The organism is Alcanivorax sp., assembly GCF_002726155.1.
GTDB lineage: Bacteria > Pseudomonadota > Gammaproteobacteria > Pseudomonadales > Alcanivoracaceae > Alcanivorax.
In genome coordinates this window covers 14,833-28,639 of sequence record NZ_PBSH01000041.1, presented here as the reverse complement: position 1 = coordinate 28,639, position 13,807 = coordinate 14,833, and the positions used below count along the sequence as shown (strand labels likewise).

At 60.1% G+C, this 13,807-nt stretch carries 12 protein-coding genes; 10 read left to right on the top strand and 2 right to left on the bottom strand.

The genetic code is table 11. The annotated features are described in order from the left end of the window. The first annotated feature begins 15 nt into the window (after positions 1-15). Both CL546_RS13185 and CL546_RS13180 read left to right on the top strand, forming a co-directional pair. On the top strand, positions 16-348 hold the full coding sequence (locus CL546_RS13185) for a Rieske (2Fe-2S) protein (protein WP_290495728.1): 333 nt from the start codon (positions 16-18) through the stop codon (positions 346-348). Beyond that, positions 345-1,316: a serine/threonine protein kinase gene (locus CL546_RS13180; protein WP_290495727.1), complete on the top strand. Its 972-nt coding sequence runs from the start codon at positions 345-347 to the stop codon at positions 1,314-1,316. The genes CL546_RS13185 and CL546_RS13180 overlap by 4 nt, the downstream gene beginning before the upstream one ends. Positions 1,317-1,555: 239 nt before the next feature. Here the strand turns inward: CL546_RS13180 and sfsA are convergent, their stop codons facing one another. Both sfsA and CL546_RS13170 read right to left on the bottom strand, forming a co-directional pair. Next, on the bottom strand, positions 1,556-2,275 hold the full coding sequence (sfsA, locus tag CL546_RS13175) for a DNA/RNA nuclease SfsA (protein WP_290495726.1): 720 nt from the start codon (positions 2,273-2,275) through the stop codon (positions 1,556-1,558). Further along, entirely contained in the window at positions 2,272-3,441 is a 1,170-nt protein-coding gene (locus tag CL546_RS13170; protein WP_290495724.1) for an aminotransferase class I/II-fold pyridoxal phosphate-dependent enzyme, read from the bottom strand. Before CL546_RS13170 ends, sfsA begins: the two co-directional genes overlap by 4 nt. Positions 3,442-4,591: 1,150 nt before the next feature. Here CL546_RS13170 and dksA point away from each other — a divergent pair. The 8 genes from dksA to CL546_RS13130 all read left to right on the top strand — a co-directional run bounded on the left by dksA (position 4,592) and on the right by CL546_RS13130 (position 13,780). Next, complete coding sequence (dksA, locus tag CL546_RS13165) at positions 4,592-4,954, top strand: RNA polymerase-binding protein DksA (protein ID WP_230457880.1); 363 nt, start codon at positions 4,592-4,594, stop codon at positions 4,952-4,954. A 170-nt stretch (positions 4,955-5,124) separates the two neighbouring features. After that, positions 5,125-6,003 (top strand): tRNA glutamyl-Q(34) synthetase GluQRS, encoded by an 879-nt coding sequence (gene gluQRS, locus CL546_RS13160; protein ID WP_290495721.1) that lies wholly within the window; start codon positions 5,125-5,127, stop codon positions 6,001-6,003. A gap of 126 nt (positions 6,004-6,129) precedes the next feature. Next, on the top strand, positions 6,130-6,306 hold the full coding sequence (locus CL546_RS13155) for a hypothetical protein (protein WP_007149317.1): 177 nt from the start codon (positions 6,130-6,132) through the stop codon (positions 6,304-6,306). After that, on the top strand, positions 6,296-9,238 hold the full coding sequence (locus tag CL546_RS13150) for a sensor histidine kinase (protein ID WP_290495761.1): 2,943 nt from the start codon (positions 6,296-6,298) through the stop codon (positions 9,236-9,238). The genes CL546_RS13155 and CL546_RS13150 overlap by 11 nt, the downstream gene beginning before the upstream one ends. 36 nt (positions 9,239-9,274) lie before the next feature. Continuing rightward, positions 9,275-10,603 carry a sigma-54-dependent transcriptional regulator gene (locus CL546_RS13145; RefSeq protein WP_290495719.1) on the top strand — a complete coding sequence of 443 codons (1,329 nt, stop codon included), beginning with the start codon at positions 9,275-9,277 and terminating at the stop codon, positions 10,601-10,603. Between the two features lie 609 nt (positions 10,604-11,212). Then, positions 11,213-12,592, top strand: a complete 1,380-nt coding sequence (gene pcnB, locus CL546_RS13140; protein ID WP_463671043.1) for a polynucleotide adenylyltransferase PcnB — start codon at positions 11,213-11,215, stop codon at positions 12,590-12,592. Continuing rightward, complete coding sequence (gene folK, locus CL546_RS13135) at positions 12,592-13,110, top strand: 2-amino-4-hydroxy-6-hydroxymethyldihydropteridine diphosphokinase (protein ID WP_290495715.1); 519 nt, start codon at positions 12,592-12,594, stop codon at positions 13,108-13,110. Before pcnB ends, folK begins: the two co-directional genes overlap by 1 nt. Next, complete coding sequence (locus CL546_RS13130; protein ID WP_290495713.1) at positions 13,079-13,780, top strand: deoxynucleoside kinase; 702 nt, start codon at positions 13,079-13,081, stop codon at positions 13,778-13,780. The genes folK and CL546_RS13130 overlap by 32 nt, the downstream gene beginning before the upstream one ends. Positions 13,781-13,807: the final 27 nt, after the last annotated feature.

Below are 13,807 nucleotides of genomic sequence, written 5' to 3'. Positions count from 1 at the left end.
GGAAACACCAAGACCATGGAACACATCTGCAACGTGAACGACATCGAGCACGAGAGTGCACGGGAATTTCAGAAAGACGGCCAGCCGATTGTCGTCGCCAAGTTCGATGGGCAGATTCACGCCTATATCAACTGGTGCCCACACCTGGGCATCGAACTGAACTTCATGCCCGATGAATTCATGGACGGCGACAGCCAGTTCATCATGTGCGCCAACCACGGCGCCCTGTTCGAAGTGGAGACCGGCCATTGCCTGTCCGGCCCCTGCAGCGGCGACAAGCTGATTCCCGTACCGCTGGAAGTACGCGGCGAGGAAGTCTGGCTCGGCGAGGTTCCCCAACCCGCATGAATACAGAAAGCAGCCACCCCTTTGATTTACTGACCCCGGACTACATGCTGGATGCCGTCGATGCCGCCGGCTTTCTCAGCGATGGCCGGCTGCTGCAGCTGAACAGTTTTGAGAACCGGGTGTATCAGGTGGGCCAGGAAGACGGCCCGCCGGTGATCGTGAAGTTCTACCGCCCGCACCGCTGGAGCGATGAACAAATCCTCGAAGAACATGCTTTCAGCCTGTTTCTGGCGGACCGGGACCTGCCGGTGGTCGCCCCCATCGAAAAGAACGCCACCAGCCTGTTCCATTGCGACGACTTTGCTTTCGCCGTGTTTCGCCGCGCCGGTGGCCACGCCCCGGAGCTGGCCAACGACAATCATCTGGAGCAACTGGGGCGCACCCTGGCCCGCTGGCACACCTGTGGCAGCGACCGCCCCTATCAGACGCGCCCGACCCTGCAGATCGTCGACGACATCCGCACCGCCAGCACCTTTCTCGCCAACGATGTGGTGGACCTGAACTACCGGGGGCAATATCGGGATGTGACCGGCCAGATACTGGAAAAAGTGGAGCAGCAACTGGGCCAGAGCGAATTTCCCTTATTAAACGTGCACGGCGATTGCCACACCGGCAATATCCTGTGGCGCGACAACAGCCCCCACTTCGTGGACCTGGACGACAGCCTGCGCGCACCGGCCATGCAAGACATCTGGATGCTGCTGTCCGGTGAACACGACGAACAGCAGCACCAACTAAGAGTGCTTGCCCGCGGCTACGACACCTTCCTGCCATTTCCCTGGAACCAGACCAGCCTGATCGAGCCGCTACGCCTGCGGCGCATCATCAACTACGACGCCTGGCTGGCCAAACGCTGGGACGACCCGGCCTTTCCCCCCGCCTTCCCGTGGTTCGAATCCATGCATTACTGGGGCAACCAGGTGACCTTATTGCAACAGCAGCTGCGCAGTTTGCAGGCCCCTCTGTAGAGGAAAACGCTTTTCTGCAGGAGCGTCGCTCGCGGCGCGACAGGGCTGGCTCCGTGTTTTCTAAAGCCGCTGCTGTAGGAGTTCCTCTTGAGGGACGACCCCGAGCCCAGGCGAGGGAAAAGGCGAGGCAGGGGTGCCCGCTCGATCACTCTGGAGGCGCCCCGGTTCACAGCAACGACGCTGCTGTACCTACAGGCGTTTTCCACGCTAACGCGTGGTTCGTCCCTCGAGAGGAACTCCTACAACGCAATCGGCAAGGGTTTTTCCAGTTCGAAACCCTCGGCGGATAACGCCACCTTCCAGGCCAGCACCTCCACTCCCTTCTCTATCGCCTCGCGCAACAACAACCCATAGCGCACATCGATTTCGTCCGCCGGGCGCGCGGCGGTGGCGCCGCTGTGTTGAACGCAAAAGAACAGCACCGCGCGCTTTCCCGACGCGACCACCGCCATCAACGTCTGCAAATGCTTCTGCCCCCGCTCAGTGACCGAATCCGGAAAGGCGATAACGCCGTCGTCCTCATCCTCCGGGCCGGGACCCAGGGTGACGTTTTTCACTTCAATAAAGGTATGTGGGTCGGCCCGCTCGCCCAGTGCCAGGTCAAAGCGACTGTCCCCGTATTTCACCTCCCGCTCCACGCCACTGGCCGGATCCAGCGCAGGAATCTGCCCAGCCCGCACCGCTTCTTCCACCAACGCATTGGGCCGCGCGGTATTGACTCCGGCCCAATGGCCATAGGCCACCTGCAAGGCTTCCAGAGTGTGGCGGTATTTGCGTTTGGGGTTGCCGCTGTCGGAAATCAGCGCCTGCTGCGGCTCGCCCAGCACGCAATTTTTCATGGACCCGGTATTCGGGCAATGCACGGTAATCTCGCTGCCATCGGCGCGGACCACATCCGCCATGAACCGCTTGTAGCGACGCAATAGCGTCACCGCTTCCAGTGGGGGATCAAAGATCACAGGGACTCCAGATAGTGTTCCAGGCGGTGCAACGCATCGGTCAAGCGCGCCTCACTGCAGGTATAGGCCATGCGTACAAAGCGCCGGTGATCGTGGCCTTCACCAAAATCCAATCCCGGCGTCATGGCAACCTTGGCCTTTTCCAGCAGGTCGGCACAAAAGGCAAAACTGTCGTCGGTGTAATCACTCACATCCGCGTAGACATAAAAAGCCCCATCCGCCCGGGAGACTACCGGCAGCTTCAGGTGCGCCAGGCCGTTGAGCAAACACTGGCGCCGCCGCGCCAGCAACTGATGGCGCTGCTCCAGAATCGTCAGTGTCGGCTCTTGCAGCGCTGCCAACGCCCCATGCTGCGCCGGAGTGGATGGCGCCAGAAACAAATTCTGGGCCAGCCGCTCGATGGCAGGCACCAGCGGCTCGGGTGCCACCAGCCAGCCCAACCGCCAACCGGTCATGCAGAAATACTTGCTGAAACTGTTGATCACCAGCACCGGGGCCGGACCCGCCAGCACCGATGTGGCGGGCTGGGTGTAACACAGCCCCTGATAGATCTCGTCCACCAGCAGGATGCCGCCCTTGTCTACGGCGCCGCGGGCCAGCTGCTGCAAGGCCTCTACCGACAGCATATTGCCGGTGGGGTTGTCCGGGCTCGCGACCATGGCCACCCGGGTATTGCTTTGCCAGGCATCCAGAAACACCACCGGGTCCACATTGAAATGGGCATCCGCCTGCAGCGCTACCGGTTGTGGCTCGCCGCCGACCAACCGCACGAACTGCCGGTTACAAGGATAGCCGGGATCGGTGATCAACACGCCGTCGCCGGGATTGAGCAGCGCCGCCAGCGCCAGCTGCAAGGCCCCGGAGGCTCCAGGCGTTACTACCACCTGAGCAGGGCTGACCTGGGCGTCAAAGCGATTCTGGTAATCCTCGGCGATGGCTTCGCGCAGGGCGGGCAAACCCGCCGCCGGCGTATAGCCGGTATGACCGTGCGTTACCGCATCCTGAATGGCCGCAAGCACGGGTTCGGGAGTATCAAAATCCGGCTCGCCCACCTCCAGGTGAATCACATCGTGACCTTGAGCAGACAAGGCTTGGGCACGCTCCAGTAACGCCATCACATGAAACGGCGGAATGCGTCGGGCGAAGTCGGACAGACTGACTGTCATGATCATGCTCCCTCGAAAATGCGTGACTTACGGTATAACAACCGCGCTCCTTCATCTGCTACCTCGTGCCGGGCCCACACAGCAGGGCAAAACAGAGGAAAAGGCGGCCTGTCACAAGATTCCCCTTTTCTGTTGCGCCTGCATGGCTATAATCGGCCAGATTTTCACCAGCAGTGGTCAGAAAATGTCCAGCGCCCCGCTGATTGGTGACAACCCTTGCCCAGACGGGGTAAGGTCGAAGATTACATTATGCCCGGGTCTGACGATATCAGCCCGGCACCCAAGGATTGCGGGTTACCGATAGAGAGTCGCGAAGATGCTAAGGGAGTTAATCAACATGGCCACCGGCAAGAAAAAAGCCCCCAAGAAGGCGGCTAAAAAACAAACCTCCGGTTCTGCTTCCAGCAGCAAGAAAGCGTCGGCATCAGCAAAGGCTGCGCCCAAAAAAACCGCAGCTAAAAAGGCCGCACCAGCTGCCAAGAAGGCCGTAGCGAAGAAGCCCGCCGCCAAAAAGACCCCGGCCAAGCCGGCCGCAAAAGCCGCCACCCAAAAGGCACCTGCCAAGAAGGCTGTCGCCAAGAAAGCGGCAATCAAGAAAGCACCGGCAAAGAAGGCCACTGCCGCCAAAACCACCGCGAAGAAAGCCCCGGTTAAAAAGGCCGCTGCCAAACCTGCAACGAAAGTTGCACCTAAAAAAGCAGCGCCCAAAAAGGCGGTAGCGAAGAAGCCTGCAGCCAGCAAAACGGCCAGCAAGACAACCGCTACGCCCAAGGCAACACCCCCCAAGAAAGTGGCCGCCAAGAAAGCCGCTGCACCAAAGGCGCCTGCTAAAACTGCGGCCAGCAAGCCGCAGTCCAAGCCAGCACCCAAGACTGCTGCGAAAAAAGCCGCCGCCAAAAAGGCCGCAGCAGCCCCAAGAACCAAATTACCGGCCTCAGGCAAGGCCACCGCAGCGGCCCGTGCGGCCGCAGCGAAAGCAACCGCAGGTTCTGCACGGACTGCAACTGCCGGCAAAAGGACTTCGCCGAGCCGTTCCCCCTCTTCTGCTCAGGTAAATCCGAAAGTGAAAAAGAAAAGCACCAGTTCCTCCGCATCACAGGCCCAGGTTCATGGCTTCACGCCTTACCAGCCCGGTCCTGACGAGGAATACATGAACGAAAAGCAACGCGAACACTTCCGCAATATCCTGCTGGCCTGGCGCCAGGAACTGATGGAAGAAGCGGACCGCACCATGCACCACCTGCAGGACGAGCAGGCCAACCTGCCCGACCCGGCAGACCGCGCCACCCAGGAAGAAGAATTCGCTCTGGAACTGCGCACCCGCGACCGTGAGCGCAAACTGCTCAAGAAAATCGAGAAAACCCTCGATCTGGTGGGCAAGGACGATTACGGCTTCTGCGAAGCCTGCGGCGTAGAAATCGGCATCCGCCGCCTGGAAGCCCGCCCTACCGCGGAAATGTGCATCGACTGCAAAGAGCTCGCTGAAATCAAGGAAAAGCAGCTGGCAGGGTAAAGGCCGTTAATAATTAATAATGAAGAGTTAACAGCTCGCGGTCGCGGGCTGTTGATTCTGCCAACCAAGGGGGCCGCGCCAATGCTTATTGCGCGGCTTCCTGCGTTTCAGCACCCAGCACAACCTCTCGCGCAGCTATTAATTATTAACTATTCACTATTAATTGCCTTATGACCTATCGAGGACGTTTCGCTCCCACCCCCTCTGGCCCGTTGCACTTCGGCTCGTTGGTGGCGGCCCTGGCCAGTTGGCTGGAGGCCCGTCATCAAGGGGGGCAGTGGCTGGTTCGCATTGATGACCTGGACCCGCCCCGGGAAGCCCCCGGTGCCGCTGATCATATCCTGATGCAACTGGAAGCCTTCGGGCTGCACTGGGACGAAACCGTGCGCTACCAGAGCCAGCGCAGCGAAGCCTACCAGGCGGCAATGACACAATTGCTCGATACTGGCCACGCCTTTCATTGCCGCATGACCCGCAAACAACTGGCCATCCTGGACCACTGTCACCCGGGCATCGACGCGGCCGTTCCCGCCGCCTCTGACACCGCCATTCGCCTGCATGTACCAGACCGTCAGCTTTGTTACCCGGACGGCATTCAAGGGCAAGTCTGCAATAACCTCCACCGCGATGGCGGTGCCTTCGTGATTCGTCGCCGCGACGGCCTGTTCGGCTACCAGCTTGCCTGCGCTCTGGACGATGCGGACGACAACATTACCCATGTGCTGCGCGGTGCCGACCTGCTCGATTCCACCTTGCGCCAGTGCTGGCTGCTGGAATGCCTGGGCCGCCCTGCACCCCGCTACGCTCACCTGCCGGTCATCCTGGATGGCCGCGCCACCAAGCTATCAAAATCCGCCGGCAGCGATGCGCTCGCCCCGGACCAGGCCAGCCACCTGCTGGGTGCAGCGTTCCTCGGTATGGGCTTAACCGTGCCCGAGGCACTGTCAGGCGCGCCGGTCACTGAGCTGCTGAACTGGGGCATTAGTCATTACAGCGAACACCGCTGGCCACCCGGGCAGACACAACCGTTACCGGCAATCCTCACGTAGAGTGGCTCGGGGGGTTCCCCCCGCCTGCCACGCTTATGACCGCAATGACAGCCCCCGCGTCTGGCCGCGCTTTTACAGTGAATCGGTGCTGACGTATGCTCTTCGACCAGAGGGCCTTAACCACCTATGTATACTGATCGCCTGCTTATTATTTTTATTCTCGGCACCTACTTGCTGTCCCCGGCCATTATTGACTGGTGGAGCGAAGGCGGCCGCGCCTGGTATCGCCCCTACCTGATCTGGCTGGGCCTGATCGCGCTGAGCTACTGGATTGCCAAGAGCAAGGATGTCGATGGTCTATAGTGTCAGCGACCTCATCCTGATTGCCTGTGGCTACCTGTTCTTTTTATTCATGGTGGCCTGGATTACCGAGCGCGGCTGGTTGCCGGCGCGCTGGGTACGTCACCCGGCCGTTTATGTTTTCTCTCTGGGCGTCTATGCCAGTGCCTGGGCGGTGTACGGCTCGGTGGGTTATGCCTACCAGTACGGCTATAACTTCCTGTCCTATTTTCTTGGCATCTCCGGCGTCTTTCTGCTCGCGCCAATTCTGCTTGCGCCGATACTTCGGCTCACCACCACCTACCAGTTAAGCTCACTGGCCGATCTGTTTGCGTTCCGCTACCGCAGTCGCCTGGCCGGGGCCATGACCACCATCATCATGCTCATCGGCGTGCTGCCGTTGCTGGCACTGCAATTGAAAGCGGTGGCGGAATCCATCCAGATTCTCAGCGGCACCTCCGACCCTCGCGACCTGGCCGCCGGCTTCTGCCTGATGATGGTAATCTTCGCCATCCTGTTCGGCGCCCGCCACGCCACCGCCCGGGAAAAGCACGAAGGGCTGGTGGTGGCCATCGCCATGGAATCACTGATCAAATTGCTGGCCTTCGGCGCGGTGGCCCTGCTGGGCCTGTATGGCGTGTTTGATGGCCCGGAAAGTCTGGGCAACTGGCTGGACGAGCACCCGGAAATGCTGTCACGGCTGTACTACCCACTGCAGGATGGCACCTGGCATTCCATGATCATGGCGTTTTTCGTCTCCGCCGTGGTGCTGCCACACATGTTCTACATGGCGTTCACCGAAAACCTGAACCCCCGCGCCCTGATCACTGCCAGCTGGGCGCTGCCGCTGATGTTCCTGGTCATGGCACTGTGCGTGCCGGTGATACTGTGGGCCGCCGCCGCCAGCAACGCCCCCACCTCGCCGGACTACTATGCGCTGGGCATTGGTATGGTCACCGGCGGACACGGCGCCATCCTCGGTTATATCGCCGGCCTGGCCGGCGCCAGCGGCATGCTGATTGTGGCCACTCTGGCCCTGTCCGGCATGTGCCTGAACCACCTGGTCCTGCCAGCCAGCCCACTGCATCAGGGCCAGAACCTGTACCGCAATCTGCTCTGGACCCGGCGCATTCTGATCGCCGCGATCCTCGCTCTGGCCTATCTGTTCTACCGTTTCACCGGCACCGAGCACACCCTGGTAGAGCTGGGCGTACTCTCGTTCGTGGCCACACTGCAATTTGTTCCCGGCCTGATTGGCGCCCTGTTCTGGCCCTCCGGCAACCGCAACGGCCTGTTCGCCGGTCTGGTCGTGGGCTTCCTGCTGTGGCTACTGCTACTGCTACTGCCGATCACCTACCCGCAATGGCAATTCCAGGGGTTGATGGAATTGCTGGGCATGCGCTTTCAGACCGGCGCCAGCCAATGGCACCACGTGGCCATTGCCTCGGTCACGGCCAACACTCTGATCTACGCCATCGTTTCCATTGTTACGCCCATGTCCCGGGCCGAACAGAACGCCGCGGAAGCCTGCGCGGTGGACAGCTTGCGCCGCCCTTACCGCTGGGAACTGGAAGCCAAAAGCGTGGACGATTTCATTGATGCACTGACTCAGCCCCTGGGGCCCATCACTGCCACCCGGGAAGTGGAAATGGCGTTGCGTGATTTGCGCCTTCCGCGAACCGAAACCCGACCCTATGCTCTGCGGCGTTTGCGTGACCAGCTGGAAACCAACCTGTCCGGCCTCCTTGGCCCCTCGGTCTCGCACCAGTTGATGGACGATCATCTGCCTTACTTGCCCGAAGAAGAACAAAGCTCCAGCGAAGACATCCAGTTTATCGAGTCGCGGCTGGAACAATACCGTGACCGACTCTCCGGGCTGGCCGCAGAACTGGATGGCCTGCGGCGCTTCCACCGCCAGACCTTGCTGGAACTGCCCATGGGCGTTATTTCCCTGGGCGCAGACCGGGAAATCATTGGCTGGAACCGGGCCATGGAAGAGCTGACCGGCATCACCGCCGCCGACACCATCGGCTCCCGGCTCGCGGACCTGGACCCACCATGGGGACAATTCCTGACCCAGTTCAGCCACGACGACAACCCTCACCAGCCGCAACAGTCGCTGGACGTGGACCAGCAAACCCGCTGGCTCAGCCTGCATAAATCTGAAGTGCTGGGTACTGGCACATCGGAACAGGCAGGCGGTCAGGTCGTGGTGATCGAAGACATTACCGAGCTACGCCACATGGAAGCCCACCTGGCACACAACGAACGGCTTGCCTCCATCGGCCGGCTGGCCGCCGGAGTTGCTCACGAAATTGGCAACCCGGTGACCGCCATTGCCTGCCTGGCGCAAAACCTGGACAGTGAAACCGATGCGGAAGAACAACTGGAATCCAGCCAGCAGATCCTTGAGCAGACGCGGCGCATCACCCGCATCGTGGAATCACTGGTTACCTTCAGCCACTCCGGCGGCATCAAACATAGCCAGCACGTGCCGGTGAATATTCGTGATACCGTTGACGAAGCCATCTCCCTGTTGCTGCTCGACCCGGACCACCGCCAGCAGCCTTTCGGCAACCAATGCGAGCCACAACACTGGGTACAGGGCGACCCGCAACGCTTGCTGCAGGTTTTCATTAACTTGCTGGGCAATGCCGCCGATGCCAGCGTCGACAAACAGCCAGTGATTGTTCGCTGCGAATCCGTCGACGAAATGCTCGATGTGATTGTGGAAGACCAGGGACACGGCATCCCGAATGAACTGCGCGACGCCCTGTTCGAACCCTTCGTCACCAGTAAGCCACCGGGCCGGGGAACAGGCCTTGGGTTGGCGCTGGTTTACAGTATTATCGAAGAACACTTGGGGGCGATTCGGGTAGAAAGCCCGATCACCGACCAGGGCGGCACCCGGTTTATTATTCGGCTTCCCATGCACGCCCCCACCTCCGGTGTGTAAGGCGCCACTGCAAGACAGGACAGGATCAAGTCATTCATGAGTCACATTCTGATTGTTGAAGATGAGCCGGTTATTCGCGGCGCCCTGCGCAAACTGCTGGTGCGCCACGAACACTCGGTTGAAGAAGCGGAATCCGTGGAACAGGCCCGCGAATACAGCCTCAATCAGTTCGACCTGATCATCAGCGACTTGCGTCTGCCCGGCGCCCCCGGCACCAGCCTCATCGCCACCGCCGGCAATACACCGGTGCTGATCATGACCAGCTATGCCAGCCTGCGCTCCGCCGTGGACGCCATGCGCCAGGGCGCCGTGGATTACATTCCCAAACCTTTCGACCACGACGAAATGTTGCTCGCCGTGGACCGGGTATTGAAAGAAGGCCGCCTGAATCGGGGCAACCGGGCCCTGCGCCGAGACCTGGAACGCAGCTTTCCGGTTCGCAACATGATCGGTAACAGCGAGGCCATGGAAGAGCTGAAACACCGCATCAGCCGGGTGGGACCAACCAACACCCCGGTGTTGATCATGGGCGAAGCCGGCACCGGCAAGGAGCTCACCGCCCGCGCCCTGCATGAACACAGCGAGCGCACCAACGGTCCGCTGGTCTCCGTACAATGCGCGGCGCTCCCCAAGGCACTGCAACTCACGGAACTGTTCGGTGATGACGACCAGCCCGGCCGCATTGAGGAAGCCGACGGCGGCACCCTGTTTCTGGATGAAGTTGGCGAGCTGGCCGGCGAAGTACAAAGCCGTCTGCTAACCCTGCTGACCCACCACGAAATTCACCGCCAGGGCTCCCTGTCTCCCCGCCGGGTAGACGTGCGCATTCTGGCCAGCAGCCAGCTGGACCTGCCCGGCCGGGTCGCCGACGGCAGCTTCCGACAGGATCTCTACTACCGCCTTAACGTCATGGAACTGACCCTGCCCCCGCTCAACAGCCGACAGGAAGACCTGGAGCCCCTGGCCAATGCCCTGCTGGCCCGGGGCTGCGAAAAGCTCAACCGCCCAGACCTGCACTTCACCCCGGAAGCCCTTCAGGCCATGCGCAGCTATAGCTGGCCCGGCAACGTGCGTGAACTGGATAACGTGATTGAGCGGGCGATTATCCTCACTGAAGAAGACGGCATCGGCCCGGCCCAGCTGGGGCTGAACCCCAACCGCACCCCCCAGCGGGTCAGCCGGGCCAGCCTGGACCCCAGCGAAGATTTGTCACTGGAAGATTATTTCACCCGATTCGTGATGGAAAACCAGGACAGCATGACCGAGACCGAACTGGCGCAAAAGCTGGGGATCAGCCGCAAAAGCCTTTGGGAGCGGCGCCAGCGACTGGGCATACCCCGCAAAAAGGCCAGTGCACGCCGTTGAATAAGAACGGAACTCCGTTTGCCATTGACCCGGAAATCCAATCCGCGCGTCATTAGAGTCAAACGCAAAAACGTTAATTCGGGACACCAAAACCGGGAACAGGACCCGGAATAACCCAAAAGCGCCTCAAGTGTTACCGCTCTACACAGGAAAGTAACACAAGCGTTACCCTGCTCAGGCAAATTCTAAGGGTGTTTTTATAAAATAACTGCAAGGCCATGATTTAAAACACAATTTAGGCGTGTTGCATTGGCAGGGGTGGACGGGCACTATGAATCCCACGCCAGCAAACAACAAAAACAGCGGCGTAAAAGGCTCAAACAATAACAACAAGAAAGAAGAACAATAATTTCACGAGCCAATGCAGTGCTGCTGCAACTGATGATTGCAGCGACAAGGCAGAAAACAACACAAACAATAATAACAACAGAATCAGCGCAAAATGTGGGAGTCACAACTTCGGTTGTGGCTCCTTTTTACTTTCTGGCCAAGCATTTTACTCCACTTCGCAGGCCCCTGCCGGCCCTTCCGGGCCAAAGACATCTCAACTGGCGAAAAAAAGTGCTACTATCGCCGCCTTATTGCTCATTTCGAGGCCGAATTTTTCGCATGCCCTGCAAGCTTCTGGAACATATGACACGCTGGTTCACTCCGGGTTCCCCAAAATCGTCCGGACCGATAGAACCGCGTGTGATTCCCCGCGACCAACACCCGATCTCCCGCAAGCAAGTTTCCCGAGCAGCACTTGATGTGCTCTACGGATTGCACAAAGGCGGGTTCGAGGCCTATCTGGTGGGTGGCTGCCTGCGCGACATTCTCTGCGGCCGGGAGCCCAAGGATTTCGACGTGAGCACCAACGCCACGCCGGAACAGGTCAATCGCCTGTTCAAGCGCAGCCGCATTATCGGCCGCCGCTTCCAGATCGTACACGTGCGCTTTGGCCGTGAAGTCATCGAGGTTTCCACCTTCCGGGCCAAGGCCAGCGACGACAACCAGGACCAGAACAAGCATCATGCCCACGAAGAAACCGGGCTGGTACTGCGCGACAACACCTGGGGCAGCATCGAGGAAGACGCCCTGCGCCGAGACTTCACCATTAATGCGCTGTACTACAATATTGCCGACTTCACCCTGCATGACTTTGTCGGCAGCATGGGCGATATCGACCAGGAAGTGATCCGCCTGATCGGCAACCCGGAACAACGCTTCCGCGAAGATCCGGTGCGCATGCTGCGTGCGGCCCGTTTCGCCGCCAAGCTGGGCTTCCACATCGAAGAAGCCACCGCCCACCGCATTCCCGACATGGCCGAGCTGCTCCTGCAGGTCCCCGCCGCCCGGTTGTTTGATGAAGTGCTCAAGCTATTCCTCAGCGGCCATGCCCGCGCGTCCTATGAGCAACTACAGGAACTGGGACTGTTTCGTTTCCTGTTTCCGGAAACCCAGCAAGCCCTGGAAGGCGATCAGGGCGAAACCTGGGAAGCCATGCTGCTGGCCGCCATGGATAACACCGATCGCCGCCTGTTAATGGATAAGCCCGTCACCCCCGCCTTTATTTATGCGGTACTGCTGTGGCCGGTGATTCAGCAACGTTTCGGCGGCTACCTGTCCAGCGGACTACCGCCAGCCCAGGCACTGCACAAATCCGCCACCCGCGCCCTCAACCAGCAAATCAAGCACACCGCCATCCCCCGTCGCTTCTCCACCGTGATGCGAGAAATGTGGGAATTGCAGTTGCGCCTGGACAAACGGGCCGGGCGCCGCGCGGACGCCATGATGGAACACCCGCGCTTCCGTGCCGCCTACGATTTCCTGCTGCTGCGTGAGCAGAGCGGAGAGATCAAGGCCGGACTGGGCGACTGGTGGACCCGCTATCAGGAAGAAGACGAAAGTGGCCGCCGGGACATGATCAGCCATCTGGGCAACCAGGGTGGAGGTGGCAACAAGCGCCGTCGCCGTCGGCGCCGCCCGAAACCGTCCACCGATAATTGATGCAGGCGTTCATCGGCCTTGGCAGCAATCTGGATCAACCGGTTCAAAGGCTGACCAGTGCATTGCTGGCCATGGCCCGGCTGCCGGGCCTTTCCCTGATCCACCATTCTCGCCTTTACAGCAGCGCACCCATCGGCCCACAGGATCAGCCGGACTACGTCAACGCTGTCGCCGAGCTGCACAGCACACTGACACCTCTCGCCCTGCTGCGCAGCCTGCAGGCACTGGAGCTGGCCGCCGGCCGGCAACGCCTGCGCCACTGGGGTGAACGCACCCTGGACCTGGATATTTTGCTGATCGATGATCAGCTTATCGACACCCCGGACCTTCAGGTACCTCACCCCCAGATGAGCTGCCGTGCCTTTGTTCTGCACCCACTGCTGGAAATCGCACCGCACTGCCACTTGCCCGACGGCACCGCACTGGGTAGCTTTCTCAGTCAGGTAGCTGAACAAACGCTTTCACCGCTGGCAGAACTGGACCGCGATGCACTCATTGAACGAAAAGACTCTCACTGAACGGATTGAACAACGCCGCACCGCCGGCACCCTGCCCCGCTTCATCGCCGTGGAAGGCCCCATCGGCGCGGGAAAAACCAGCCTTGCCAAGCGCCTGGCCATGACCTTTGGTTATGACTTGCTGCTGGAACAGGCCGATGACAATCCATTCCTGCCCCGTTTCTATCAGGACCCGGCTCGTTACGCCCTGCAAACCGAGCTGTTCTTCCTGTTTCAGCGCGCCGACCAGCTGCGCCAGATCCAGCAACAGGATCTGTTTGCCGGGCCACGGATCGCGGACTTCCTGATCGATAAAAACCGGCTGTTTGCCCAGGTCACCCTGGACGAAGACGAATTCGAGCTGTACCGCAACGTGGACGACCACCTGACCGTGGACGCTCCCCGGCCGGACCTGGTGATTTACCTGCAAGCACCACCCCAGGTACTACGCCAGCGCATCGGCCATCGGGGCAATGATTTCGAACAAGGCATCGCCAGCGATTATCTGGATAAACTCAGCAACGCCTATACCGAATTCTTCCATTTTTACGACCGCGCCCCACTGCTCATCGTCAACGCAGCGGAAATCGACCTGGTCAACCACGACCGGGACTACCAGCAACTGATCAGTGAGTTGCTGGACATCCGCTCCGGTCGCCACTATTTTAACCCCCGGCCACTAGTGCGCTGAGTTAAAAGTTTAAAGTTGAAAGTTCAA